Below are 25,638 nucleotides of genomic sequence, written 5' to 3' on the forward strand. Positions count from 1 at the left end.
TCCTTCTACTCAGTGTGCAGCGGGCGCCGTGCCCGCCGCGGGTTGGTTCATCAGCGCGTCGACCACGCGCTCCATCTTCATGTACCGCGAGCCCTTCACGAGCACCGTCGCCTGCGCGCCGTAGCCCGCCGCGAGCAGCGCCTCGACCAGTGCGCCGACGTCGCCGAAATGGCGGGCCGTGTCGCCGTACGCCGTACATGCATCGCGCGACGCATCGCCGAGCGCGAACAGCGCATCGATTCCGCGCTCGCGCGCATACGCGCCGATCTCGCGGTGGAATGCCGGGCCTTCGTCGCCGACCTCGCCCATGTCGCCGATCACCAGCACGCGCGGCGCAGGCTGTGCGGCCAGCACGTCGATCGCGGCGCGCATCGAGTCGGGGTTCGCGTTGTAGGTGTCATCGACGACCGTCGCGCCTGCGAGGCTGCCGACGGCCGCCTGCCGGACCTGCAGCCGACCCTTGACCGGTTCGAACGATTCCAGGCCCCGCTTGATCGCGGCCAGATCGATGCCGGCCGCGAGCGCCGCGGCCGTTGCCGCCAGCGCGTTGCGTGCGTTGTGCTCGCCGAGCGCGCGCAACCGCATCGTCACCGCGCCGGCCGGCGTATCGATCGCGAGTTCTCCACCGTGCAGGCGGCCCGTCACCTGGGCTGCGACTTGCCGCTCCGCGTCATGCAGCGCGAAATCGAGGATCCGGTTGCCCGTCGCCGCGACACGCCAGATGCCGGCGTATGCATCGTCGGCCGGAAACACCGCGACACCGTCCGGCGTCAGCGCGTGGATCACGGCTGCGTGTTCGAGCGCGACCGCCTCGACCGTCGCCATGAATTCCTGGTGCTCGCGTTGTGCGTTGTTGACGAGCGCGACGGTCGGCGCGGCGATGCGCGCGAGGATTTCGGTCTCGCCCGGATGGTTCATCCCGAGTTCGATCACCGCGACGCGATGCGCGCCCGACAGGCGCAGCAGCGTCAGCGGCACGCCGATGTCGTTGTTCAGGTTGCCGGCCGTGGCCAGCCGTGCGTCGGCGCCGACTGCAGCGGCAAAGATCGACGCGATCATTTCCTTCACGGTCGTCTTGCCGTTGCTGCCCGTCACCGCGACGAGCGGTACCGCGAAGCGCTTGCGCCAGCCGTGGGCGAGCGCGCCGAGCGCGGCACGCGTTTCGCCGCCGTCGATGACCGGCATCGCGAGGCCCGCCGGCACGTGCGCGACGAGCGCCGCGGCTGCGCCGCGTGCGGCCACGTCGCCGAGGAAGTCATGCGCATCAAAGCGGTCGCCCTTCAACGCGACGAACAGGTCGCCCGGGCCGACCGTGCGGCTGTCCGTCGACACACGCTCGAACGTGGTGTCCGGATCGCCGTGGACGGTGGCGCCGGGGATCAGGCGAGCGGCTTCGCCGAGACCGAGCATCGTCATTCGCCGCCTCCCTTGCCGTGCGTCGCACGTGCCGCGAGCGCGAGCCGCGCGTGATCCTGATCGGAGAACGTGCGCTTCTTGCCCATGATTTCCTGCGTCGCCTCGTGGCCCTTGCCGGCCAGCACGACGACATCCTCGCGGGCGGCTCCGCGCACGGCCTGCAGGATCGCGCTCGCGCGATCCTCGATGCGGCGTGCGTGATCGGGCGCGGTCATGCCCGCGATGACCTGGTCGATGATGTGCTGCGGATTTTCGCTGCGCGGGTTGTCGCTCGTGACGACGACCTCGTCGGCAAGCCGCTCGGCGATCGCGCCCATCAGCGGCCGCTTCGTCGCGTCGCGATCGCCGCCGCAACCGAACATGCAGACGAGCCGGCCGCCGCGCGCCGCCGCGATCGGGCGCAACGCGTCGAGCGTCTTCTCGAGTGCGTCCGGGGTGTGCGCGTAGTCGATCACGACCAGCGGTTCGTCGTTCTGCAGCCGGCCGCCGAGACGCTGCATCCGGCCGTTGACGGGCTCGAGTCGCGCAATCTCCGCCACGGCCGCGTCGAACGGCACGTCGGCCGCGAGCAGCGAGCCGAGCACCGCGAGCAGGTTGCTGACGTTGAACGTGCCGAGCGTGCCGACCTCGACGTCCGCATCGCCCCACGACGAGCGGAGGCGAAACGCCGTGCCGGTGGCGGTCGCGCGCACGTCGAGCGCGACCAGTTCGCGATCGGCGTCGGGCGTCTGCGCGTCACCGATCCCGTATGCGATCGTGCGCACGCGGCCGGCCAGCTTCTCGAGCAGGCGTCGGCCGGCTGCGTCGTCGCGGTTGACGACCGCCGCGCGCAGGCCGCGCCACGCGAACAGCTTCACCTTCGCGGCTTCGTATGCGTCGAACGTACCGTGATAGTCGAGGTGATCCTGCGTGAGGTTCGTGAACACGGCGATATCGAATGCCGTGCCGTTCACGCGACCCTGATGCAGCGCGTGCGACGACACTTCCATCGCGACGGCCTGCGCGCCCGAGTCGCGCAGCTGCGCGAGGCTGCGCTGCAGCTGCGGCGCATCCGGCGTCGTGAAGCCCGTCGGCACCAGCTGGCCCGGCATGCCGCTGCCGAGCGTGCCGATCAGCGCGCACGGCTGGTGCAGCGCCGTCAGCGCGGCTGCTATCCAGTGCGTGCACGACGTCTTGCCGTTCGTGCCGGTCACGCCGACCGCAAGCAGGGTGTCGCTCGGGTCGCCGTACCATCCGCTGGCGATGTCACCCGCCAGCTGATCGAGCGCCGGCACGGCGAGCGCGACCGGCACCGACGGTGCGGCTGCGAGGCCGTCCGGCTGATACAGCACGGCGGCCGCGCCTTGAGCAACGGCGTCGGATATGAAGGCGCGATTATCGGCCCCGTCGACTGCATAGCCTAGAAACACGTCGCCAGCCTGCAGGCTGCGCGTGTCGGCATGCAGTTGCGCCGCGGGGGCCACATGCTGACGCAGCCACGCGAGCGCGGCTGCGATCTGCTGATGCGCCGGATGGGAACTGCGAGCGGCGCTCATCGAACAACTCCTGGTGAATTACGCGTCGTGCTGGATACGATCATATGCTTCGCGCCGCCGCCCGCGGCCAGCTTTTGCGGGCCCGTCGCAGCGGGCGCGCCCGGCGCGTCGTCGGACACGACGAGCTGCTTGATCGGCATGTTCGGCGGTACGTTGAGCGCGCGCATCGTATCGCCGGCGATCGCCGAGAATACGGGGCCCGACACCTGGCCGCCGAAGTGGCTGCCGGCGGTCGGTTCATCGACCGACACCGCGACGACGATACGCGGATTCGGCATCGGCGCCATGCCGACGAACGATGCACGGTACTTGCGCGTATAGCCATGGCCTTCATGCTTGTACGCGGTACCGCTCTTGCCGCCGACGCGATAGCCGGGCACGGCGGCATCCGGCGACGTGCCGCCCGGCGCGACCACAGTCTCGAGCATCGTGCGCACTTCGCGCGCGGTGGTCGGGTTGAACACTTGCGTGCCCGTGATCTGCTGGTTGGGGTCAGTCTTGAAAATGGTCACCGGCATCATCTCGCCGTCGTGCGCGATCGCGGTGTACGCGCGCGCCAGCTGGAACAGCGACACCGACAGGCCGTAGCCGTACGACATCGTCGCCTGCTCGATGCGGCGCCAGCTCTTCCACGGACGCAGGCGGCCGGCCGCGGCACCCGGGAAGCCGACCTTCGGCGCCTGGCCGAGGCCGATGCTCGTATACATATTCCACATTTCCTCGGGCCGCATCGTCATCGCGATCTTCGTCGCGCCGATGTTGCTCGACTTCTGGATCACCCCGCCGACCGTCAGCGTGCCGAAGCCCGCATCGTCGGTGATCGGCGCGCCGTCGAGCACGAAATGCCCGTTGCCCGTCTCGACGAGCGTGTTCGGCGTCACGCGATGCAAGTCGAGCGCGAGCGACACCGTGAACGGCTTCATGATCGAGCCCGGCTCGAATACGTCGGTCAGGATCCGGTTGCGCAGTTGCTCGCCGGTCAGGCGCGTACGGTCGTTCGGGTTGTAGGTCGGATAGTTGACCAGCGCGAGCACCTCGCCGGTACGCACGTCGACGACCATCGCCGCGCCGGCCTTCGCCTTGAACTTCTCGACGGCGGCCTTCAGGTTCGCATAGGCGATGTACTGGATCTTGCTGTCGATCGACAGGTCGACGTCCGTGCCATTGTGCGGCGGAATCTGTTCGGCGACGTCCTCGATGATGTGCCCCATCCGGTCCTTGATCACGCGGCGCACGCCGGACGTGCCGGACAGCATCTTCTGGTCGCCGAGCTCGACGCCCTCTTGCCCTTCGTCCTCGACATTCGTGAAGCCGATCAGGTGGGCGGTGATCTCGCCTTCCGGATAGAAACGCTTGTATTCGTTGCGCTGATAGATACCGGGGATGTCGAGCGCGGCGACCTTGTCCGCGACGTCGATCGGCACCTGGCGCTTCACGTACACGAAACCCTTGTCTTCAGACAGCTTCACGCGCAGTTCCTTCGGCGTCATGCCGAGGAGCGTGCCGAGCTGGCTGACCTTGTCCGCGCCGAGATCGTCCGGCACGGCGTCCGGAATTGCCCAGATCGCGCGCACGGGCAGGCTCGTCGCGAGCACGAGCCCGTTACGGTCGAGGATCTTGCCGCGCGTGGCCGGCAGCTCGATCGTGCGCTGGTAGCGGCTTTCGCCCTGCTTCTGATAGAACGCGTTGCCGGGCCCCTGGATCCAGAACGCCCGCGCGGCCAGCGCGACGAACGCCATGAACAGCAGGAACACGACGAATTTCGAGCGCCACATCGGCAGGTGCACGCCGAGCACCGGGCTCGCCGAGAATTTCACGTCCTGGCGCTTTTGCGACGGCTTCATCGCGCGCCTCCGTTGCCCTTGGCAGTCGTGTCGGCCGAAGCGGGAATCGGCGCGTCGATCGCCCTCGCGGCGCCCGGCGGCAGCGTCAGGTATTGCGTGCGGCCCGTTGTGACCGGCTGCATCTTCAGCGAGTCGTTCGCGAGTTGCTCGATGCGCGACGTCTTCGACAGCGCGCTCTGCTGATATTGAAGCTGCGCATAGTCCTGCTGGAGCTGACGCTCCTGCGACTGTGCGCGCTGCAGCTGGATGAATATCTGGCGTTGCTGGTTCGTCGAATTGACGACCGACAGCGCGCATCCCATCACGATGATCAGCAGGAAGATATTGAAGCGGCTCATGGCGTGATGCGCTCCGCAATGCGCATCACGGCCGACCTGGCGCGCGGATTCGCAACGACTTCCGCTTCGCTCGGGAACTGACGGCTGATTATCTTGAGCGGCGGGCTCGGGAGGTCGACGGCACGGATCGGCAGGCGACGATCAACCGCAGGCGCACTCGCGTGCGCCTGCATGAATCGCTTGACGATCCGGTCCTCGAGTGAATGAAAGCTGATGACCACCAGCCGCCCTCCTTGCTCCAGCAACGACAATGCCGCGTCTAGTACGACTTGCAGGTCCGCAAGCTCTTGATTGACGTGAATCCGTATAGCCTGAAAGGTGCGGGTTGCCGGATCCTTGCCCTTCTCACGGGTTTTGACGACGTGACCCACGATTTGGGCAAGCTCGCCCGTGGTGTCGAGAGGCCCAAGACGGTCGGACTCTGCCCGGCGAGCAACAAGCGCCTTTGCAATCTGAAAAGCAAACCGTTCTTCCCCATAATCCCGTATCACCTCCGTCAATTCCTGCACCGAAGCCCGCGCGAGCCATTCGGCCGCCGACTCGCCGCGCGTCGGATCCATTCGCATGTCCAGCGGGCCATCGGCGCGAAAGCTGAAGCCGCGCGCCGGATCGTCCACCTGCGGCGAGGACACGCCCAGGTCCAGCAACACACCCGACACCTTCTCGATGCCACGCGCCGCAAGCGCATCGCGCATCGATGCAAAGCTGTCATGCACGATCGAGAAGCGCGCATCCTCGATGCCCTGCGCCGTCTCGATCGCCCTCGGATCCTTGTCGAACGCGATCAGCCGGCCAGCCGGCGCCAGCCGCGCGAGTACCGCACGGCTATGACCACCCCGCCCGAACGTGCCGTCGACATAAATGCCGTCGGGGCGCGTCACGAGCGACTCGACCGCTTCGTCCAACAACACGGTCCGATGCTGCAATTCATTTCCCATCGCGGGCGTCTCCGTCACCGCAATCAGAACGTAAAGTTTTTCAGCGCGTCGGGCATGCCCTGCGCCATCGCTGCCTGCTCCTTCGCGATGTAGGTCTGCGAATCCCACAGCTCGAAGTGACTACCCATTCCCAACAACATGACTTCCTTTTCCAGTCCGGCCGCCATCCGCAGCTCGGGCGATACGAGAATCCGGCCCGCGCTGTCGAGATCGACATCCATCGCATTGCCGAGAAAAATGCGCCGCCACCAGTGCGCGTCCATCGGCAGCGCGGCGATCTTGGCGCGGAAAACCTCCCATTCGGGGCGCGGAAACAGCAACAGGCAGCCGTCCGGGTGCTTGGTCACAGTCACCCGTCCTTCTGCCTGTCCTTGCAGCGCTTCGCGATAGCGAGCCGGCACCGACATCCGCCCTTTCGCATCGAGCGTCAGCGCCGACGCCCCTTGGAACACGTTCCGCTCTCCCGTTCAGGGCACCGAAGCACCCGCTCAACGCCTCAGAATTTAGCCGGAATGGCTCGCTAAATCACACAAAAATACACTTTCTCACACTGTCTCCCACTTTAGAGGAAGGGTTTGGCACGGTCAAGGGAGCGGCCCGGATTTTTGACGAATTTTGTTAGTTAGAACAAGGACTTACGCGCACATGCTCATGCCACCCCTCATTCTAAAAACCGTTATAAATGAATGAGCTAGTGCAACTTGTGAAGGTGATACGTGAGAAAGGTGGGCCAGACTGGCGTGCGGACGAGGCTTTCGGGGGCGGGAAAACGCGGAAAAAACGGGCGGTATCGGGGGCGGCGAACCGGGGCGGCGTCGTGCGCCGCCCCGGCACAAATGTCACAGATAGTATGCAGTGCTCGTCATGACTTTCGACGCGGCGCGCATCAGCATGCGCGCGGGCAGCGGCAGTTCGATCCCGCCGGCGTCGGTCGCTGCCTTGCCGTGCTTCACCTCGTCGAGTCGCATCTGCTCGACGATCGCACGCGATGCCGTATCGGTCGCCGGCAACTCGGACAGGTGCCCGTCGAGATGGCTCTCGACCTGACGCTCCGTCTCCGCCATGAAGCCAAGGCTGACCTTGTCGCCCAGCGTGCCGGCCGCGACGCCGATCGCGAGCGCACCGGCGTACCACAGCGGGTTGAGGAGGCTCGGGCGCGAATCGAGTTCCTTCAGCCGGTGCGCGGTCCAGGCGAGATGGTCCTCCTCCTCGCGCGCGGCCTCCTCGAACATCGCCTTCGACGACGCCGAGCGCGCGGTCAGCTTCTGCGCCTGATAGAGCGCCTGCGCACAGACTTCGCCGACGTGGTTCACGCGCATCAGCCCGGCGGCATGCGTGCGCTCCGCGGGCGTCAATTCGCCGGCCGGCGGCTCCGCCGGCACGGGCACCGCGCGGCTCATCCGGCTAATGCCGGTCAGCGATCGCAAGCCGCGATCGAATTCGCTGATCAGTTCATCCAACACCATCCTGTTCTCCTGGCTGCGTGTGCTGCCGCGAGCGGCAAAGGCACGTGTCCGGCTGTGTAACCGACTTGATTATTCAGCGGAAATTGCGGTTAACCCGTGATTTTAACCATTGTTGCATAAAGGAAACATGGCGGCCTTGCGCCACGGCATTTCGCTTTGTCGGAAAAATCGGCTTTGCTACATTACGAGCGACTTCTTGCGAAGTTGATGGGGCCCGTCAACACAACATAACTATCCGCCCCGCCAAAAAAATTCAGTGAATCTTGGAGATCCGTTAATGAAAAAGTCGCTTCTCGCGCTCGTCGCGCTGGGCGCGTTTGCTGGCGCAGCCCATGCGCAAAGCAGCGTGACGCTTTACGGCATCATCGATGAAGGCCTCATCTTCAACAACAACGCGAAGGGCGGCCATCTGTACGGTCTGGCAAGCGGCGTGATGCAAGGCAGCCGCTTCGGCCTGCGCGGTACCGAAGATCTGGGCGCCGGCCTGAAGGCGATCTTCGTGCTCGAGAACGGTTTTGACGTCAACTCCGGCAAGCTCGGCCAGGGCGGCCTGATGTTCGGTCGTCAGGCGTACGTCGGCCTGTCGAGCCAGTACGGCACGGTCACGCTGGGTCGCCAGTACGACTCCGTCGTCGACTTCGTCGGCCCGCTCGAGGCAGGCGACCAGTGGGGCGGCTACATCGCTGCTCACCCGGGCGACCTCGACAACTTCAACAACGCGTACCGTGTGAACAACGCGGTCAAGTACACGAGCCCGACCTACGCCGGCTTCTCGTTCGGCGGCATGTACAGCTTCGGCGGTCAGGCCGGCCAGTTCTCGAAGAACCAGGTCTGGTCGCTCGGTGCCGGGTACAACAACGGCCCGCTCGTCCTGGGTGTCGGCTACTTGAACGCACGCACGCCGGCGAACTTCGGCGGCATGTTCAACACCGGCGCATCGGCTGCCGCGACGGCCGTGTCGTCGCCGGTCTACGGCGCGTACGCGAACAGCGCGAACACGTACCAGGTCATCGGTGCGGGCGGCGCCTACACGTTCGGCGCAGCGACCATCGGCGCGACGTACTCGAACACGAAGTTCAAGGGCTTCTCGGTTGGTCCGTTCGTGGACCAGACCGCGACGTTCAACAACGGCGAAATCAACTTCAAGTATCAGCTGACCCCGGCGCTCATCGTCGGCGCCGCGTACGACTACACGCAAGGCAGCAAGGTCGACGGCAACTCGGCAGCCAAGTACCACCAAGGCTCGCTGGGCGTCGACTACTTCCTGTCGAAGCGCACGGACGTCTACGTGATCGGCGTGTACCAGCATGCATCGGGCAACGCGCTCGACGCAGAAGGCAACGTCGTTCAGGCCCATGCTTCGATCAACGGTCTCGACCCGTCGACCACCAGCAACCAGGTCGCAGCTCGCGTCGGCATCCGTCACAAGTTCTAATCAGCTTGCCTGACAAGCCGCAGCATATTGAAGGCGCCTTCGGGCGCCTTTTTCTATTGTGGTAGCGAAGCGTTAGCGTTGCGCCAGATGATCGTCGGGCGATGCATGCGCGGTGACCCGGCACATTCGCGGCACTTCGCCGATGGAGCGCCCGCGGCCGCGTGCGCCGAAGTCCTGCACCGTTCGACCCGCGAGCGGCCGCCGATGACCCGACTAGCGATACCGTGTTCATGATGGCCCCCTGAAAGGACAAAATCCTCACTCAGCGTAGTCCACTGAGTGAGGATCGGGCTGACCATCCTATTAAGCCCGGCACAGGCCGGGCTCGTTCGTTCGACTTCGGTATTACGCGCGGCCGTCGCGCAGTTCGCGCCGCAGGATCTTGCCGACGTTCGTCTTCGGCAGCTCCGTGCGGAACTCGACGAGTTTCGGCCGCTTGTAGCCGGTGAGCCGCTCCTTGCAATACGCGAGGATGTCCTTGTCGGTGAGTGCCGGGTCCTTCTTCACGACGAACAGCTTCACGGCTTCGCCCGAGTGCTCGTCCGGCACGCCGACCGCCGCCACCTCGAACACGCCCGGGTGCGACGCCACCACGTCCTCGACTTCGTTCGGATACACGTTGAAACCGGATACGAGAATCATGTCCTTCTTCCGATCGACGATCTTCACGTAACCGCGCGCGTCCATCACGCCGACGTCGCCGGTCTTGAAGAACCCGTCCGGGCACATGACCTTCTCGGTTTCTTCCGGACGGTTCCAGTAGCCGGCCATGACCTGCGGCCCGCGGATGCAGATCTCGCCCGGTTCACCGAGTGCGACATCGTTACCCGCGTCGTCGCGGATCGCAACCTCGGTGGACGGCAGCGGCAGGCCGATCGTCCCGCTGTACTCAGTCGCCGTCACCGGGTTGCAGGTCGCGACCGGCGAGGTTTCCGACAGGCCATACCCTTCGACGATCGCCGTATGGGTCTTCTCATACCAGCGCTTCGCGACGCCTTCCTGGATCGCCATGCCGCCGCCGTTGGCGATCACGAGCTTCGACAGGTCGAGCTGGTTGAATTCGGGATGGTTCAGCAGTGCGTTGTACAGCGTGTTGACGGCCGGAATCGTCGAGATCTGGTACCCCTTCAACTCCTTGATCATCCCGCCGATGTCGCGCGGGTTGGGGATCAGGATACCCATGCCGCCCGTGCGCATCGTCAGGAAGCCGCAAACCGTCAGCGCAAACACGTGATAGAGCGGCAGCGCGACGACCGTCACGAACTGCTTCACGTCAGGGTACTTCTCGTGCGCGGGATGGTGCCACGCGCCGGCCTGCAACACGTTCGACACGATGTTCCGGTGCAACAGCGTCGCGCCCTTCGCGACACCCGTCGTACCGCCCGTGTATTGGAGGAATGCGACATCGTCGGGGCCGAGCTTCTGCGGCTTGAAGGTCTGCCGCGCGCCTTCCGACAGTGCAGCCTTGAAACGCGTGAACGACGGAAGCTGCCAGACCGGCACCATCTTCTTCACGTTGCGCACGACGTAGTTGACGAGCCAGCCCTTGATGCCCAGCAAGTCGCCCATCGACGCGACGACGACGTGCTTGACCGCGGTGTTTGCAATGACGGCCTGAAGCGTCGACGCGAAATTCTCGAGGATGACGATCGCCTCCGCCCCGCTGTCCTTCAACTGGTGTTCGAGTTCGCGCGGCGTATAGAGCGGGTTGACGTTGACGACCGTGTAGCCCGCGCGCAGGACCGCGACGATCGCTACCGGGTATTGCAGCACGTTCGGCATCATGAGCGCGACGCGCGCGCCGCGCTTCAGACCGCGCGACTGCAGCCACGCGCCGAACTGGCGCGACAACGCATCGAGTTCGCCATACGTGATGCTCTTGCCCATGCAGACGAACGCCTTGCGGTCGCGATACTGCCGAAAGCTTTCGTCGAGGAGATCCGGGATGGAGGGATACGGGGACGCGTCAATTTCGGCTGGAACGCCGGGTGGGTACGATTTCAGCCAAATTTTGTCCATACTGCGCGTCTCCTCACAGATTTTCGAATGGTCGTGCTAAAACGCATCGTAGCGGCTCGCCCGTCGCGAGACAACAGGGTTAGATGACCACCTCGAACTCACGGACAAATTTGTCCAATCATATCGAGATGTTCGGTCAAATCCGGCCAACTTCCACGAGGCAATCGTAAAACGTCGCCGAATTGCCGAGATCGGTCAGCGCCTGGCTCGTCACTTCGTTCGCGTTCCGGCCGTCCGCCGACAATTTCTTCCACCAGATCGACAGGCCGACGACGAGACCTTCGCGTGCGCGATCGGTAATTCTCGCCACCGCCTGCATCGATCCGCGGTCGTTGAAGATGCGTACGACGTCCCCATCCCCGATGCCGCGCGCCGCGGCATCTGCTGGGTGCATGTCGAGGTGCGGCTGGCCTTCCGTGCTGCGCAGGCTGTCCACGTTCACGAAGGTGCTGTTCAGGAAATGCCGGGCCGGCGGTGAAATCATCGCGAGCGGATAGCGCGCGGCCAGCTCGGGCGCGGCCTCGGCTGATTCGTACGGCGGCAGGTAATCGGGCACCGGATCCATGCCCATCTGCTCGAGTCGCGCGCTGTAGAACTCGCACTTGCCGGACGGCGTGCGGAAGCCGCCGTTCGCGAAAGGAGCATCCGCCAAATTGAGCTTCAACCAGCCGGCACGCTTCAGGGTGTCCCAGTCGCTGTCGAGCGCCGGATCGTCCCAGCGGAGTGCCGCGCGCGCGACCTCTTCGTCGCTGTGATAGAGCGCGGGCTCCTCGAGCCCCATGCTGCGCGCGATGCCGCGAAAGATCTCCGTATTCGGTCGCGCCTCTCCCACCGGGGGAATCGCCGGCAGATTCGCCATCACGTAGGTGTGACCATACGACTTGTGGACGTCGAGATGCTCGAGCTGCGTAGTAGCCGGCAATACAATGTCGGCGAAATCGACCGTATCTGTCTTGAAGTGCTCGAGAACGACTGTGAACAGGTCTTCGCGTGCGAAACCCGCGGCCACTTTCGACGAGTCCGGCGCGACGGCCACCGGATTCGAGTTGTAGACGATCACCGCTTCGACCTTCGGCCCGAAAGTCGCATCGCCCGAATGCAGCAGCGCGTCGCCGATCGCGTTCATGTTGATGATGCGCGGCAGCTTGTGCGGCCAGCCGGGCATCAAATCGGGGCGCAGCAGCGCCGCCTGGTTGACCGGTGCGGATTCCGACGACGACAGCAGCAACCCGCCGGCCCGGTCGCGCCACGCGCCCGTCAGCGCAGGCAGGCTCGCGATTGCGCGCACGGCATTGCCGCCGCCGCGCACGCGCTGCATCCCGTAATTGAGACGGATCGATGCCTTGCGGGTCGCGCCGTAACGGCGGGCGAGTTCGATCAATTCGGATGCTTCGATGCCGCAAATCTGCGCGACCCGTTCCGGCGGATAGGAGAGGGCTCGCGCCTTGAGCGCATCGAAACCCAGCGTATGGTGCTCGATGTAGTCATGATCGAGCAGATCTTCGGTAATCAGCACATACATCATGCCGAGAGCGAACGCGCCGTCGGTGCCAGGCTTCAGTGCGATGTGCTGATGACACTTCTCCGCCGTCAGCGAGCGATAGGGATCGATTGCGACCAGACGGGCACCGCGACGCTTGGCTTCCTGCGCACGCGTCCAGAAATGCAGGCTCGATGCGATCGGATTCGCGCCCCAGATCAGGATCAGTTCGCTCTCCTCGAAATGCTCGAGATGCATTCCGACGCTTCCGCCATACGTATAACGCAGCCCTGCCGCACCGGCGGCCGCGCAGATCGCGCGCTCGAGCCTGGATGCGCCGAGTTTGTGGAAGAACCGCTGCGCGATGCCCTCCCCCTGCACAAGCCCCATCGTTCCCGCATAGCTGTAAGGCACGATCGCCTCCGGCGCACGCGCGGCGATTTCACCGAGGCGGCGACCGATCTCGTCGAACGCTTCGCTCCAGCTGATCGGCTCGAAGCGGCCTTCCCCCTTCGCACCGACGCGCTTGAGCGGAACGGTGAGACGGTCGGGATGATGAACGCGGTCGGCGTATCGGCTGACTTTCGTGCACAACACGCCTTGCGTCGGCGGATGGTCGGGATCGCCCGTGACCTTGATCGCCTTGCCGTTTTCAACGGTCACGCGCATTGCGCACGTGTCCGGACAATCGTGTGGGCAAACGGCCCGAGCTATCTGGGTGGCGACGTTCATCGTTCTGGATGCGGAAAGCGAGATTCGCAGATTTTACGTGGGTGTGCCCAATAAGGCTTCATTTCACGCGGGTTTCCTGCCTGCTTGGCGGAAAAGCGGCAACGGGGAATGGTGAATATCGGCCCTGGGCCCAGCGTCGAACTGCCGGTGCGGCGATATCGGTGTGGAGTTGGTGAGGGAAAGGCACTGCGTGGCGGCTTCGTCCAGCCGAAACGAATCGCTCTTGGGCCGAAGAAGATACGAGCGAATGAGCCGGGGGCCGGGGAATGGCTCGGGATGGTGAATTTCGCCGCACCAATGCAAAAACCCCCGCCTTTCGGGCGGGGGTTCTTGGCTTAGGGAGCCTGACGATTACCTACTTTCACACGGGAATCCGCACTATCATCGGCGTAGAGTCGTTTCACGGTCCTGTTCGGGATGGGAAGGGGTGGGACCGACTCGCTATGGTCATCAGGCAAAGAGGGTTGTCGCGTTGCTTCGCAGCGCGACCAATCTGGGAAGAAGCAGTAATTTTGAACCCCAACCGTCGCAACGCTCAATGCCCGAAATAGATCGAACGCTCGGCCGTGCGAATCGCGCTGCGGCGGCCGGACTGCGTTGCGCTGTCGGCGTTGCTGCCGTAACCGGATGCTTGCGTATCGGCTGCGACCGCATCGTTGTCGCGAATCTGTCTCAGCGCCGCCTGCAGGTTGTCCGGATAGTTCGGATCGTTCGGGCGGCTCGGCAGATAGCCGGCCTTCTGGAGCGCGGCCAGCTCCGCACGCACCTGCGCACGCGTCACGGTACTTTCGGCGGCGAATGCCGGCACGGCAGCGGAAGCCGACACGGCGACGAGCAGGGCTGCAATCAATTGGGTCTTCATCATTTACCTCGATGGAAAAAGGAGTATGCGGAGTGTGAGCGTCGCACGCCGGCAACCGGCGCCGATCGCGGTTTCGTTCAATGGCCGAAGTAGATCGAGCGCTCGGCGACGCGCGTCGCAGGGCGGCTGCCCGATTGCGCGACGGCCGCGGCATCGCTGCCATAACCGGACGTCGCCGTATCGGCCGCCACGGTGTCGTTCGCGTGAATACGCGTCAGCGCGGCCTGGAGGTTGTCCGGATAGTGCGGATCGTTCGCGCGGCCCGGCACATAGCCGGCTTGCTGCAGCTGCACGAGTTCGGCACGTACTTGCGCACGGGTCACGGTGGCTTCACTGGCAAACGCGGGCGCGGCAACGGCAGCGGACACGGCAACGAGAACGGCAGCGATCAATTGGGTTTTCATCATTCACCTCGACAGAATCAGTTGGAAAAATGTGGGGTTCAGGCCGGTGCAGGCCGCGCTCAATGACCGAAGTAGATCGACCGCTCGGCCACGCGCACGACCGCGCGTCGGCCCGCTTGCGTCGACGCACTGGCGTCGCCGCCGTAGCCGGCCGTCGACGGCGAGTTGGCCACCGCATCGTCGGCCTGGATCTGCGTCAACGCGGCCTGCAGGTTGTCCGGGTAGGTCGCGTCGCTTGCGCGGTTCAGCGCATAGCCGGTCTTTTCAAGCTGCACGAGCTCGGCGCGCACTTGCGCACGGGTCACGACGGCTTCACTGGCGAAGGCCGGCGCGGCAACGGCAGCGGACACGGCAACGAGAACGGCGGCGATCAATCGGGTTTTCATCATTCACCTCGACAAGAAGATGGCAGGACAGTCGGGAGGGCGGCAGCTGGCCGCCCAATGCAATGTTCAGACGATGCGGATCTCGACATCGATGTTGCCGCGCGTCGCCTTCGAATACGGGCAAGTCTGATGCGCGGTATCGACGATCTGCTGCACGACGTCACGATCGAACCCTGGCGCGCTCACGTTCAGGCGGGCCTGCAGGAAGTACGCATTGCCGCCCATGCCGAGGTCGACTTCGGCATCGACTGCGAGGTCGGCCGGCAGCGTCACCTTTGCCGCGCGCGCCGCAAGCTGCATCGCGCCGATGAAGCAGGCCGACCAGCCGGCCGCGAACAGCTGTTCCGGATTGGTGCCGGTGCCGGCGCTGCCCGGCGACGACAGCTGGATGTCGAGGCGGCCGTCGGAACTGCGCGCCGCGCCGTCGCGGCCGCCGGAAGTCGTGTGCGTCTTGCCCGTGTACAGCACTTTTTCGATCTTGCTCATCATTCACTCCGTCAGGTTTGAAGGTTTTCCTCTGATGCGATTCGATCGCATGCGATGCAGTTTGGTCGAGGCGATCCATCGCGTCAAGCGGATTCGATTAAATCGCATGCGACATTTTGTATTTCAATGTATCTGGATCGTGTACGGCCTTGTGGAGCAAGGCTTTCTGGCGATCACTCCCTTATATTCAAAAGACGAAGCAGGCGGGAAATTTCACGGCGGGCAGGGCAGACGCCCCGTGGACTCGCTGCTGCCTCGGGGGCGACAACCCGGTTATGCCGGGCGGATTTCAGCGATCACGACCAGGATCACGGCCGCGTCGGCCGGCAACTGGTGCTGGGAAAAGGCCGAGCGCGCGTGTCCCGCCTTGTCGCCGAGCACCGCGGCAAACAGGTCGGACGCACCGTCGATCACGGCCGGCTGACCGTAGAAGCCGTCGGCCGATGCGACGTGTCCCTCGACTCGCACGATGTGATGCAGGCGGTCGAACCCGCCCAGGTGCCTTCTGATCTGCGCGAGCACGTTCAGCGCGGCGAGCTGCGCCGCGTGACGCCCGTCATCGACGCTCAGCTGTTCGCCGACACGGCCCGTATAGAAGACCTTGCCGTCGACGAGCGGCAGTTGTCCGGAAACGAACAACAGGTTGCCGGCTTCGCTGACGGCCGTATAGCTGCCAAGCGGTTGCGGCGGTTCGGGTAGCGTGAAGCCGAGTTCGGCCAGCTTCTGTTCGATCGTCATTGCGTGCTCCTTCGGGGAAGTTTGATTGGGCGGCCGCCGCGCGGAAGCTTCGCTCGCCAGGGCCTCTGTCAGTCACTCTAGTGATGCGGTCGATGCCGGTAAATATCGTTCGCGCAATTGATTCGACACGCGATGTAACGAATCGCGCGCGGCACGAAGCGGCGCGAACGCGTGCCGGAGGGTCGTCCGGCGCCGCCTGCCGCGCGCGTCGGTGCGCTGGTTTCGCGCCCGGGATTCATGCACACTCGCTGCTTCGACTCCCGCGACGCAAGCAACGGGCGCCGGCAGACGGGAAGCCCGATGCCCAATCGCAAGCGCTCGGTGGACTCACCGACTTGAGATCGCGCCAAGCACCGGAGACAGCAGGAGCGGGCCCATGCAAAGAAAATTCGACGATCTGCTGCTCGGCAGCATCGAGCTGTTCTGCCTGGCGGCCGAACTCGGCAGCTTCACGCTCGCGGCAGCCGCGGCGAGCGTCACGCCGGCCGCGGTCAGCCGGTCGGTCGCGCGGCTCGAGGAGCGTCTCGGCGTACGCCTGTTCGTACGCACGACGCGGCAGATCCGCCTGACCGATTCCGGGCGGCGCTACTTCGAGCAATGCCGTGATGCGCTGTCGCAGCTCGTCGACGCGGAGCGCGAAGCGACGGGCCAGCAGGCGACCCCGGCGGGCGTGTTGCGCATCAGCATGCCGACGCCGTACGGACACTATCGCGTGCTGCCGCTGCTGCCCGCATTTCGCGAGCAATATCCGGACGTACGCGTCGAAACACACCTGAGCAATCGCAACATCGACTTCGCCGAGGAGGGTTTCGACCTGGCGATCCGCGGCCGCGCGCCGGCGGATTCGAGCCTGGTCGCGCGCAAGCTCGAGGACGCCGAACTCGTCGTCGTTGCGACGGTTGGGGTTCAACTTCGTGTGCGCCTGGGTCGCTACAACAACCCCGACAGCACCGCTTCCCTTCCCTCCCGCGCTGCGTTTCCGTTAGCGCGAAAGAGGCGTGATTCTAAGCACCCTGCCCCATCTCCGCAAGCCCCTTTGTGAAAATATTTTGAAAAAGCCCCCGTGCGCTGCCGCGCACGGGGGCTTTGGGTTCGTTGCATCGGCCGATCACCCCGGCGACCGATACCAGTCGCTCGCCAGGCTCCGCCCGTCGCCGCCGAATCAGCGGTTCTTGAATACCGGCTTCCGCTTCTCGACGAATGCCGCCATCCCCTCCTTCTGGTCCTCCGTCGCGAACAGCGAATGGAACAGTCGACGCTCGAAATGAACGCCTTCGGCCAGCGTCGTCTCGTATGCGCGGTTCACCGACTCCTTGACCATCATGACCGCCGGCAGCGAAAACTCGGCAATCGTCGTCGCAGCGGCAATCGCTTCGTCGAGCAACTTGTCGGCCGGCAGCACGCGCGACACGAGCCCGGCTCGCTCCGCCTCGGCCGCGTCCATGAAGCGCGCGGTCAGGCACATGTCCATGGCCTTCGCCTTCGATACTGCGCGCGGCAGGCGTTGCGTGCCGCCCGCGCCCGGCATGACGCCCAGCTTGATTTCGGGCTGGCCGAACTTGGCCGTATCTGCCGCGAAGATGATGTCGCACATCATCGCGAGTTCGCAGCCACCACCGAGCGCAAAGCCCGACACGGCGGCAATGATCGGCTTGCGGATCTCGCGGATGGTCTCCCAGTTACGCGTGATGTAGTCGCCGCGGTAGACATCCATATAGGAATAGGTCGCCATCATGCCGATGTCGGCCCCGGCCGCGAACGCCTTTTCGCTGCCCGTCACGATGATCGCGCCGATATCGTCGTCCGCGTCGAACGCTTTCAGCGCAGCGCCCAATTCATCCATCAGCGCATCGTTCAGCGCGTTCAGCGCCTTCGGACGGTTCAGCGTGACCAGCCCGACTCGTCCACGGGTCTCCACCAGGATGTTCTCGTAAGACATCTATTTCTCCTCGATCAATGAAATGAGAAACGCCTCGCACATGCGAATAGTTTGATGCTACCATTCTCCGACCAACCGGTCGGTTAATTAATCGATCCAACCCTTCTCAACGTCCATCAGGCCGCCGTCATGACCCATGCACTGTTCACGAAGCACGAAGACACGCTGAAACACGCCCTCGCCGCCATCGAGAGCCGCGGGTACTGGAGCCCGTTCGCGGAAATGCCGAGTCCCAAAGTGTACGGGGAAAGCGCCAATGCCGATGGTGAAGCCGCGTTCAAAGCCCACCTCGACAGCACGTTCGGACTAGACCAGCCGGCATCCGGCGGAACCGTCGGCGCGGAGCAGTCGCCGTACGGGATCGCGCTGGGCATCCGCTATCCGAAATCGACGCCCGACGAGCTGATTGCCGCGGCCGCCGCCGCTCAGCGCGCGTGGCGCGAAGCCGGCCCGAGCGCCTGGATCGGCGTCAGCCTCGAAATCCTCGCGCGCCTGAACCGCGCGAGCTTCGAGATTGCCTACAGCGTGATGCACACCACGGGCCAGGCGTTCATGATGGCGTTCCAGGCCGGCGGCCCGCACGCGCAGGATCGTGCGCTCGAAGCGGTCGCCTATGCATGGGACGAACTGCGCCGCATCCCCGCCGATGCGCACTGGGAAAAGCCGCAGGGCAAGAATCCGCCGCTCGCGATGCACAAGCGCTATACGGTCGTCCCGCGCGGCACCGGCCTCGTGCTCGGCTGCTGCACGTTCCCGACCTGGAACGGCTACCCCGGCCTGTTCGCCGACCTGGCGACCGGCAACACCGTGATCGTCAAACCGCACCCGGGCGCGATCCTGCCGCTCGCGATCACGGTCCGCATCGCGCGCGACGTGCTGCGCGACGCCGGCTTCGATCCGAACGTCGTCACGCTCCTCGCGACCGAACCGAACGACGGCGCGCTCGTGCAGGACCTCGCGTTGCGCCCCGAAATCAAGCTGATCGACTTCACCGGCAGCACGCAAAACGGCACGTGGCTCGAACGCCATGCCCATCAGGCACAGGTGTATACGGAGAAGGCGGGCGTCAACCAGATCGTAATCGACTCGACCGACGACCTGAAGGCCGCTGCCAAGAACATCGCATTCTCGCTGGCGCTGTACTCCGGCCAGATGTGCACGGCACCGCAGAATATCTACGTGCCGCGCGACGGCATCCGGACGGCGGATGGCCATGCGAGCTTCGACGAAGTCGCCCAGGCGATCGCCGTCTCCGTACAGAAGCTCACCAGCGACCCGGCGCGCTCGGTCGAACTGATCGGCGCGATCCAGAACGACGGCGTGACCGCACGCATCGACGACGCCCGCAAGCTCGGCCGCGTGCTCGCCGACAGCCAGACGCTCCAGCACCCGGCGTTCCCCGACGCACGTGTGCGCACGCCGCTCGTGCTGCAGCTCGACGTGGCCGACCGCGCGAAATTCACGCAGGAGTGGTTCGGCCCGATCTCGTTCGTGATCGCGACCGACTCGACCGCACAGTCGCTCGATCTCGCCGGCGAAATCGCCGCGGAGCATGGCGCGCTGACGCTCTCCGTCTACAGCACCGACGACCAGACCCTCGACGCTGCACACGATGCCGCGGTGCGTGGCGGCGTCGCGCTGTCGATCAACCTGACGGGCGGGGTGTTCGTCAATCAGTCGGCCGCGTTCTCCGACTTCCACGGCACCGGTGCAAACCCGGCAGCCAACGCGGCGCTGGCCGACCCGGCGTTCGTCGCCAACCGGTTCCGCGTGGTGCAAAGCCGAGTCCATGTTGCGCCGAAGGCAGCGCCCGCGGAAGCTGGCCAGACGGCATAACCCGAATGGCCGACGTGCAAACGCCGCCACGTTCTCTACCATGAACGAATCCGCCAACCGGCGGGTTCGTTGCACATCGATACGCCCATGACAGACGCCTACATCTGCGACGCGATTCGCACCCCCATCGGCCGCTACGGCGGCGCCCTGAAAGACGTTCGAGCCGACGATCTCGGTGCGGTGCCGCTCAAGGCGCTGATCGAACGCAACCGCGACGTCGACTGGTCGGCGATCGATGACGTGATCTACGGCTGCGCGAACCAGGCCGGCGAGGACAACCGCAACGTCGCGCGCATGTCCGCGCTGCTGGCGGGCCTGCCGACCGCCGTGCCGGGCACGACGCTGAACCGGCTGTGCGGCTCGGGCATGGACGCGGTCGGCACGGCCGCACGCGCGATCAAGGCAGGCGAGGCACGTTTGATGATCGCGGGCGGCGTCGAAAGCATGACGCGCGCGCCCTTCGTGATGGGCAAGGCCGCCAGCGCATTCGCCCGTCAGGCCGACATTTTCGACACGACGATCGGCTGGCGCTTCGTCAATCCGCTGATGAAACAGCTGCATGGCGTCGATTCGATGCCGGAGACGGCCGAGAACGTCGCAGTCGACTACAACATCAGCCGTGCCGACCAGGATCTGTTCGCGCTGCGCAGCCAGCAGAAGGCCGCGCGTGCGCAGCAGGACGGCACGCTTGCCGCGGAAATCGTCCCGGTCACGATTGCGCAGAAGAAAGGCGACGCGCTGGTCGTGTCGCGCGACGAGCATCCGCGCGAGACCTCGCTCGAAGCGCTTGCGAAGCTGAAGGGTGTCGTGCGCCCGGACGGCTCGGTGACGGCCGGCAACGCGTCGGGCGTCAACGACGGTGCATGCGCGCTGCTCCTCGCCAACGCGGAAGCCGCCGATGAATATCGGCTGCGCCGCCGCGCACGCGTCATCGGCATGGCGACTGCCGGCGTCGAACCGCGCGTGATGGGCATCGGCCCGGCGCCGGCCGCGCAGAAGCTGCTGCGCCAGCTCGGCATGTCGATCGACCAGTTCGACGTGATCGAGCTGAACGAAGCGTTCGCGTCGCAGGGTCTTGCGGTGCTGCGCATGCTCGGCGTCGCAGACGACGATCCGCGCGTGAACCCGAACGGCGGTGCGATCGCGCTGGGCCACCCGCTCGGTGCATCGGGCGCCCGGCTCGTGACCACCGCGCTTCACCAACTCGAGCGTACGGGCGGCCGTTTTGCGCTTTGTACGATGTGCATCGGCGTCGGCCAAGGCATCGCACTCGCCATCGAACGCGTGTAGCCGACGCGCCGCGCGCCTATAACGAATTCATGAAGGAGACACTGCATGTCATATCAGGCGATCCAGCTGGATATCGATCAGGCGGCCCGCGTGGCCACAATCACCCTCAACCGCCCGGACAAGCTCAACAGCTTCACACGCGCGATGCACCGCGAACTGCAGTCGGCACTCGATGAAGTGGAAGCAGCCGGCGCACGGGCGCTGATCCTGACGGGTGCCGGGCGCGGCTTCTGCGCGGGCCAGGACCTGGCCGACCTCGACTTCACGCCGGGCGCGTCCACGGATCTCGGCACACTGATCGACGAGCATTTCAATCCGCTGATCCGCCGCCTCCAACGCATGCCGATTCCGGTAATCGCCGCTGTCAACGGCACGGCGGCCGGCGCCGGCGCGAACCTCGCGCTCGCCTGCGATCTCGTGTTCGCCGCGCGCTCGAGCAGTTTCATCCAGGCTTTCGTGAAGATCGGGCTCGTGCCCGATTCGGGCGGCACATGGTTCCTGCCGCAACGCGTGGGCATGGCACGCGCGCTGGGGCTCGCCTTGACCGGCGACAAGCTTGGCGCCGAACAGGCCGAACAATGGGGCTTGATCTGGCGCGCGGTCGACGACGACGCGCTCGCCGCGTCGGCCCGACAGCTCGCGAACCAGCTCGCGCAGCAACCGACGCTCGCGATCGCGTCGATCAAGCAGTCGATGCGCGACAGCGTCACGAACACGCTCGACCAGCAACTCGACCTGGAGCGCGACCTGCAGCGCAAGCTTGGCCAGTCACACGACTACGCGGAAGGCGTCAGGGCATTCATCGAGAAGCGCGCGCCGCGTTTCGAGGGGCATTGACATGACGACCGCCACCGACACGCTCGACCCCGATTCGCTCGCCCGCGCCACCGCGCGGGCCATGTACGACGCTGACGCGTGCAGTCGCGCGTTCGGCATGGAAATCGCCGAGGTGCGTGCCGGCTACGCACGGCTGCAGATGCGTGTGAGGCCGGAATTCCTGAACGGGCACCAGACCTGCCACGGCGGCATCATCTTCACGCTCGCCGATTCGACGTTCGCGTTCGCATGCAACTCGTACAACCTGAATGCCGTTGCGGCCGGCTGCTCGATCGAATACCTGCGTCCCGTTTACGGCAACGACTTGCTGACGGCCGAGGCGATCGAGCAGACGCGCAGCGGCCGGCACGGCATCTACGACATCCGCGTCACGAACCAGCGAGGCGAAACGGTCGCGATGTTTCGCGGTAGATCGACCCAGATCAAGGGCATGGTCCTTCCGGAAGACCGCTGACATCAACGGCTCGCTCATAACAAACACTGGAGACAGGCATGACTACCCCGCTACCGCTCGAGCCGATCGAGACCGCCTCACGCGACGAGCTGACCGCGCTGCAGCTCGAACGCCTGAAGTGGTCGCTCCGACATGCGTATGAACACTCCCCCGTCTATCGCCGCAAATTCGACGAAGCGGGTGTACACCCCGACGACCTGAAGACGCTCGCCGACCTGTCGCGCTTCCCGTTCACGACCAAGAGCGACCTGCGCGACAGCTACCCGTTCGGGATGTTCGCTGTACCGCAGGATCAGATCTCGCGCATTCACGCGTCGTCGGGCACGACCGGCAAACCGACCGTCGTCGGCTATACGGCGCGCGACATCGACACGTGGGCGAATCTGGTCGCGCGCTCGATCCGCGCGGCCGGCGCGCGGCGTGGCGACAAGGTACACGTCAGCTACGGCTACGGGTTGTTCACCGGCGGGCTCGGCGCACACTACGGCGCGGAACGCGCGGGGCTGACCGTGATCCCGTTCGGCGGCGGCCAGACCGAGAAGCAGGTGCAGCTGATCCAGGACTTCCGGCCCGACATCATCATGGTAACGCCGAGCTACATGCTGTCGATCGCCGACGAGATCGAGCGCCAGGGCCTCGACCCCGCACAATGCTCGCTGCGTATCGGCATCTTCGGCGCCGAACCCTGGACCAACGACATGCGTGTCGCGATCGAGCAGCGGATGGGGATCGACGCAGTCGACATCTATGGGCTGTCCGAAGTGATGGGGCCCGGCGTCGCGTCGGAATGCGTCGAGACCAAGGACGGCCCGACCATCTGGGAAGACTACTTCTACCCGGAGATCATCGACCCCGAGACCGGCGAAGTCCTTCCGGACGGCGAACTCGGCGAGCTGGTCTTCACATCGCTGACGAAGGAGGCGCTGCCGATCATCCGCTACCGGACCCGCGACCTCACGCGCCTGCTGCCCGGTACCGCCCGCACGATGCGCCGGATGGAAAAGATCACCGGCCGATCGGATGACATGATGATCGTGCGGGGCGTCAACGTATTCCCGACGCAGATCGAGGAACAACTGCTGAAGCAGCACGCGCTCGCCCCGCACTATCAGATCGTGCTGACGAAGGAAGGTCCGCTCGACGTGCTGACGCTCAACGTCGAGCCGTGTCCCGAAACGGCCCCCGACACGGCGGCGATCCGCGCGGCCAGCCAGGCGCTCGCACACGACATCAAGTCGCTGATCGGCGTGACCGCCGTGATCAACGTGCTGCCCGTAAACGGGATCGAACGCTCGGTCGGCAAGGCACGCCGCGTCGTGGACAAGCGCAAGGGCTGATAGCCGCCGCTGCACGACGGCCGCGCGGAACAGCCATGCGGCGCGCGCCCAAAAAAAACAGCCCGACCGGCGAACACCGATCGGGCTGTTTCGTTTTGACGCGCCGGCTGCACGCGTGCGCCGGCACCTCGACCCTTTACGAATTCGGGAACAGCAGCCACATCCGGCCGATCTGCTTCATCCGCCCGGCCTGGTCGCCAGCGTCGTCGCCGAGTCCCCAGAAGTAGTCGGCCCGCACGCCGCCCCTGATCGCGGAACCCGTATCCTGCGCGAACACGAGCCGGTTCATCGGCGTATTCGTCAGCGGACGCGTGGTCTGCAGGAACACGGGCGTGCCGAGCGGAATCGACGACGGATCGACCGCGATCGAACGCTCCGGCGTGAGCGGCACGCCGAGCGCGCCGATCGGGCCGTCCGCGCCGCCGTGCGGTGCATCTTCCTTCGTCGGCATGTCGCGGAAGAACACGAAGCGCGGATTCGTGTCCAGCAACGCGTCGACGCGGTTCGGGTTCGCCTTCGCCCACGCCTTGATGCCCTGCATCGTCGCCTGCGCGGGCGTCAGCTCGCCGCGATCGAGCAGCCACTTGCCGATCGACCGGTACGGCTGGTTGTTGGTGCCGCCGAACCCGACCCGCATCACCGAACCGTCGTCGAGCAGCACGCGGCCCGAACCCTGCACCTGCAGGAAGAACGCCTCGATCGGATCGTCGACCCACACGAGTTCGTTGCCGTTCAGGATGCCGGCGCGCTCGAGCTGCGAGCGAACGGGCAGCGCGGCACCAGTGCGATAGCCAGCCGGCCAGCGGTACAGCGCGTACTGGTAAGGACCGCGACGCACGCGGGAGCCGTGCAGCAGCGGCTCGTAATAACCGGTCACGAGCCCGTCGAGCGTGCCGTCGGTGTTCGCCAGCTGAAACGGCGTGAAATACGCTTCGAAGAACGCGCGCGCGCTGCTGACGTCGAGCTCGTCGAGGCGGTCGGCGGCCGCGCAGGCACGCTGCCACGCCGGCTGGCGCGCGAGCCGCACGCAGTTCTGCCGCAGCGCGGCCGTCGCGCCGATCAGTGCATCGTCCTGCCAGCCCGGCACCTGCTGCCACGCGACCGGCGTGAGCCGCTTCGCGGCGACCTGCCCCGGCACGATCGCCGCGCCGGTCTGCGGCTTGAGGGTCGACGTCCGCGTCGGCGCGCCGCCGCACGCGGCAAGCAGCGCCGCCGCCGCAGCCGCCGCGACCCAGCCGGCCACCCGGGGCCCAAACCACATACAATGTCCGTTCTTGATGGAAACCGCCATGTCAGATTTTCTCGACCAATATCCGATGCTCATCTTCGCGCTCGAAGCTTTCGTAGCGCTTGCCCTGCTGATCTTCATCGTCGTGTGGACGTCGTCGGGCAGGAAGAAGCACGCCCGCAACAACGACCGCCAGCCGCGCTGACCCGCTCCGCACGCTCAATGCAGCGTGCGCGGCATGTGCAACGCAAACTCGTCGACCGGCGCGTCGAACCGCTCGCCGTCCTCCGCCACGCAGAAGTACGCGCCACGCATCGTGCCGACCGGCGTCGCGATCACGGCCCAGCTCGTGTATTCGAACTGTTCGCCCGGCTGCAGTAGCGGCTGGTGCCCGACGACGCCGAGCCCCTTCACTTCCTGCACGTGGTTGTCGCTGTCCGTGATGATCCAGTGACGCGCGATCAGCTGCGCCGCGACCTGCCCGGTATTGCGGATCGTCAGCGTGTACGCGAATGCGTATTGACGTCGATCGGGGTCGGATTGTTCCGGCAAGTAGCTGGTTTTCACCGAAACGGTGAACTGATACTGACTCATGGTGTTTCCGCTGTAGGTAACCGCCCGCGCCGACTCGAGCGGCC

The 25,638-nt window shown here is 65.4% G+C and carries 24 protein-coding genes, 1 rRNA gene and 1 pseudogene; 8 read left to right on the forward strand and 18 right to left on the reverse strand.

The window, feature by feature from the left end; translation table 11 throughout:
• Positions 1-9: 9 nt before the first annotated feature.
• The 7 genes from GEM_RS14740 to coq7 all read right to left on the reverse strand — a co-directional run bounded on the left by GEM_RS14740 (position 10) and on the right by coq7 (position 7,537).
• Positions 10-1,416: a UDP-N-acetylmuramoyl-tripeptide--D-alanyl-D-alanine ligase gene (locus GEM_RS14740; protein WP_014898186.1), complete on the reverse strand. Its 1,407-nt coding sequence runs from the start codon at positions 1,414-1,416 to the stop codon at positions 10-12.
• Positions 1,413-2,951 (reverse strand): UDP-N-acetylmuramoyl-L-alanyl-D-glutamate--2,6-diaminopimelate ligase, encoded by a 1,539-nt coding sequence (locus tag GEM_RS14745; RefSeq protein ID WP_014898187.1) that lies wholly within the window; start codon positions 2,949-2,951, stop codon positions 1,413-1,415. Before GEM_RS14745 ends, GEM_RS14740 begins: the two co-directional genes overlap by 4 nt.
• The gene (locus GEM_RS14750) at positions 2,948-4,795 is read right to left on the reverse strand and encodes a peptidoglycan D,D-transpeptidase FtsI family protein (protein ID WP_014898188.1); all 1,848 of its coding nucleotides are present in this window, start codon (positions 4,793-4,795) and stop codon (positions 2,948-2,950) included. The genes GEM_RS14745 and GEM_RS14750 overlap by 4 nt, the downstream gene beginning before the upstream one ends.
• Positions 4,792-5,133 (reverse strand): cell division protein FtsL, encoded by a 342-nt coding sequence (gene ftsL, locus GEM_RS14755; protein WP_014898189.1) that lies wholly within the window; start codon positions 5,131-5,133, stop codon positions 4,792-4,794. Before ftsL ends, GEM_RS14750 begins: the two co-directional genes overlap by 4 nt.
• Complete coding sequence (gene rsmH, locus GEM_RS14760) at positions 5,130-6,071, reverse strand: 16S rRNA (cytosine(1402)-N(4))-methyltransferase RsmH (RefSeq protein WP_014898190.1); 942 nt, start codon at positions 6,069-6,071, stop codon at positions 5,130-5,132. Before rsmH ends, ftsL begins: the two co-directional genes overlap by 4 nt.
• Positions 6,072-6,094: 23 nt before the next feature.
• Positions 6,095-6,523: a division/cell wall cluster transcriptional repressor MraZ gene (gene mraZ, locus GEM_RS14765; protein ID WP_006400450.1), complete on the reverse strand. Its 429-nt coding sequence runs from the start codon at positions 6,521-6,523 to the stop codon at positions 6,095-6,097.
• 387 nt (positions 6,524-6,910) lie between these two features.
• Positions 6,911-7,537, reverse strand: coding sequence for a 2-polyprenyl-3-methyl-6-methoxy-1,4-benzoquinone monooxygenase (gene coq7 / locus GEM_RS14770; RefSeq protein ID WP_014898191.1), 627 nt, complete (start codon positions 7,535-7,537; stop codon positions 6,911-6,913).
• Between the two features lie 277 nt (positions 7,538-7,814).
• On the opposite strand from coq7, the gene GEM_RS14775 reads away from it, so the two are divergent.
• Positions 7,815-8,972, forward strand: a complete 1,158-nt coding sequence (locus GEM_RS14775; RefSeq protein WP_014898192.1) for a porin — start codon at positions 7,815-7,817, stop codon at positions 8,970-8,972.
• Positions 8,973-9,317: 345 nt separating this feature from the next.
• Here GEM_RS14775 and GEM_RS14780 read toward each other — a convergent pair whose 3' ends face one another.
• The 8 genes from GEM_RS14780 to GEM_RS14815 form a co-directional block, all read right to left on the reverse strand.
• The gene (locus GEM_RS14780) at positions 9,318-10,991 is read right to left on the reverse strand and encodes a long-chain fatty acid--CoA ligase (RefSeq protein ID WP_014898193.1); all 1,674 of its coding nucleotides are present in this window, start codon (positions 10,989-10,991) and stop codon (positions 9,318-9,320) included.
• 136 nt (positions 10,992-11,127) lie between these two features.
• Positions 11,128-13,203 carry a molybdopterin-containing oxidoreductase family protein gene (locus GEM_RS14785; protein ID WP_041490559.1) on the reverse strand — a complete coding sequence of 692 codons (2,076 nt, stop codon included), beginning with the start codon at positions 13,201-13,203 and terminating at the stop codon, positions 11,128-11,130.
• Positions 13,204-13,545: 342 nt separating this feature from the next.
• Positions 13,546-13,658, reverse strand: a 5S ribosomal RNA gene (gene rrf / locus GEM_RS14790).
• An 80-nt stretch (positions 13,659-13,738) separates the two neighbouring features.
• A complete protein-coding gene (locus GEM_RS14795) occupies positions 13,739-14,068 on the reverse strand; it encodes a DUF4148 domain-containing protein (protein WP_041490487.1) in 330 nt (109 codons plus the stop codon).
• A 74-nt stretch (positions 14,069-14,142) separates the two neighbouring features.
• The gene (locus GEM_RS14800) at positions 14,143-14,469 is read right to left on the reverse strand and encodes a DUF4148 domain-containing protein (RefSeq protein ID WP_014896995.1); all 327 of its coding nucleotides are present in this window, start codon (positions 14,467-14,469) and stop codon (positions 14,143-14,145) included.
• 59 nt (positions 14,470-14,528) lie between these two features.
• Complete coding sequence (locus GEM_RS14805) at positions 14,529-14,855, reverse strand: DUF4148 domain-containing protein (protein WP_014896994.1); 327 nt, start codon at positions 14,853-14,855, stop codon at positions 14,529-14,531.
• Positions 14,856-14,921: 66 nt separating this feature from the next.
• Positions 14,922-15,341: an organic hydroperoxide resistance protein gene (locus GEM_RS14810; protein WP_014896993.1), complete on the reverse strand. Its 420-nt coding sequence runs from the start codon at positions 15,339-15,341 to the stop codon at positions 14,922-14,924.
• A gap of 273 nt (positions 15,342-15,614) precedes the next feature.
• The gene (locus GEM_RS14815; protein WP_014896992.1) at positions 15,615-16,079 is read right to left on the reverse strand and encodes a RidA family protein; all 465 of its coding nucleotides are present in this window, start codon (positions 16,077-16,079) and stop codon (positions 15,615-15,617) included.
• Positions 16,080-16,455: 376 nt separating this feature from the next.
• Between GEM_RS14815 and GEM_RS14820 the strand changes: the two are divergent.
• Positions 16,456-17,010: pseudogene (locus GEM_RS14820) on the forward strand (LysR family transcriptional regulator); the annotation flags it as partial.
• A gap of 231 nt (positions 17,011-17,241) precedes the next feature.
• Here the strand turns inward: GEM_RS14820 and GEM_RS14825 are convergent.
• On the reverse strand, positions 17,242-18,018 hold the full coding sequence (locus tag GEM_RS14825) for an enoyl-CoA hydratase (RefSeq protein ID WP_014898196.1): 777 nt from the start codon (positions 18,016-18,018) through the stop codon (positions 17,242-17,244).
• Positions 18,019-18,147: 129 nt separating this feature from the next.
• Between GEM_RS14825 and paaN the strand changes: the two genes are divergently transcribed.
• From paaN to paaK, 5 genes are all read left to right on the forward strand, one after another.
• On the forward strand, positions 18,148-19,854 hold the full coding sequence (gene paaN / locus GEM_RS14830) for a phenylacetic acid degradation protein PaaN (protein WP_014898197.1): 1,707 nt from the start codon (positions 18,148-18,150) through the stop codon (positions 19,852-19,854).
• Positions 19,855-19,941: 87 nt separating this feature from the next.
• A complete protein-coding gene (gene pcaF, locus GEM_RS14835) occupies positions 19,942-21,144 on the forward strand; it encodes a 3-oxoadipyl-CoA thiolase (protein WP_041490560.1) in 1,203 nt (400 codons plus the stop codon).
• Between the two features lie 45 nt (positions 21,145-21,189).
• Positions 21,190-21,981: a 2-(1,2-epoxy-1,2-dihydrophenyl)acetyl-CoA isomerase PaaG gene (gene paaG / locus GEM_RS14840; RefSeq protein ID WP_014898199.1), complete on the forward strand. Its 792-nt coding sequence runs from the start codon at positions 21,190-21,192 to the stop codon at positions 21,979-21,981.
• Between the two features lies 1 nt (position 21,982).
• Positions 21,983-22,435, forward strand: coding sequence for a hydroxyphenylacetyl-CoA thioesterase PaaI (gene paaI, locus GEM_RS14845; protein WP_014898200.1), 453 nt, complete (start codon positions 21,983-21,985; stop codon positions 22,433-22,435).
• Between the two features lie 38 nt (positions 22,436-22,473).
• On the forward strand, positions 22,474-23,772 hold the full coding sequence (paaK, locus tag GEM_RS14850; RefSeq protein ID WP_014898201.1) for a phenylacetate--CoA ligase PaaK: 1,299 nt from the start codon (positions 22,474-22,476) through the stop codon (positions 23,770-23,772).
• Positions 23,773-23,908: 136 nt separating this feature from the next.
• On the opposite strand, the gene GEM_RS14855 is transcribed toward paaK, so the two are convergent.
• On the reverse strand, positions 23,909-25,033 hold the full coding sequence (locus GEM_RS14855; protein ID WP_014898202.1) for a murein transglycosylase A: 1,125 nt from the start codon (positions 25,031-25,033) through the stop codon (positions 23,909-23,911).
• A gap of 28 nt (positions 25,034-25,061) precedes the next feature.
• Here GEM_RS14855 and GEM_RS32245 point away from each other — a divergent pair, with 28 nt between their 5' ends.
• Positions 25,062-25,205 (forward strand): hypothetical protein, encoded by a 144-nt coding sequence (locus tag GEM_RS32245; protein ID WP_014898203.1) that lies wholly within the window; start codon positions 25,062-25,064, stop codon positions 25,203-25,205.
• A 14-nt stretch (positions 25,206-25,219) separates the two neighbouring features.
• Here GEM_RS32245 and apaG read toward each other — a convergent pair whose 3' ends face one another.
• Entirely contained in the window at positions 25,220-25,594 is a 375-nt protein-coding gene (apaG, locus tag GEM_RS14860; RefSeq protein WP_014898204.1) for a Co2+/Mg2+ efflux protein ApaG, read from the reverse strand.
• Between the last annotated feature and the right edge of the window lie 44 nt (positions 25,595-25,638).

The organism is Burkholderia cepacia GG4 (assembly GCF_000292915.1).
In the GTDB taxonomy this organism is placed as follows: Bacteria; Pseudomonadota; Gammaproteobacteria; order Burkholderiales; family Burkholderiaceae; genus Burkholderia; species Burkholderia cepacia_D.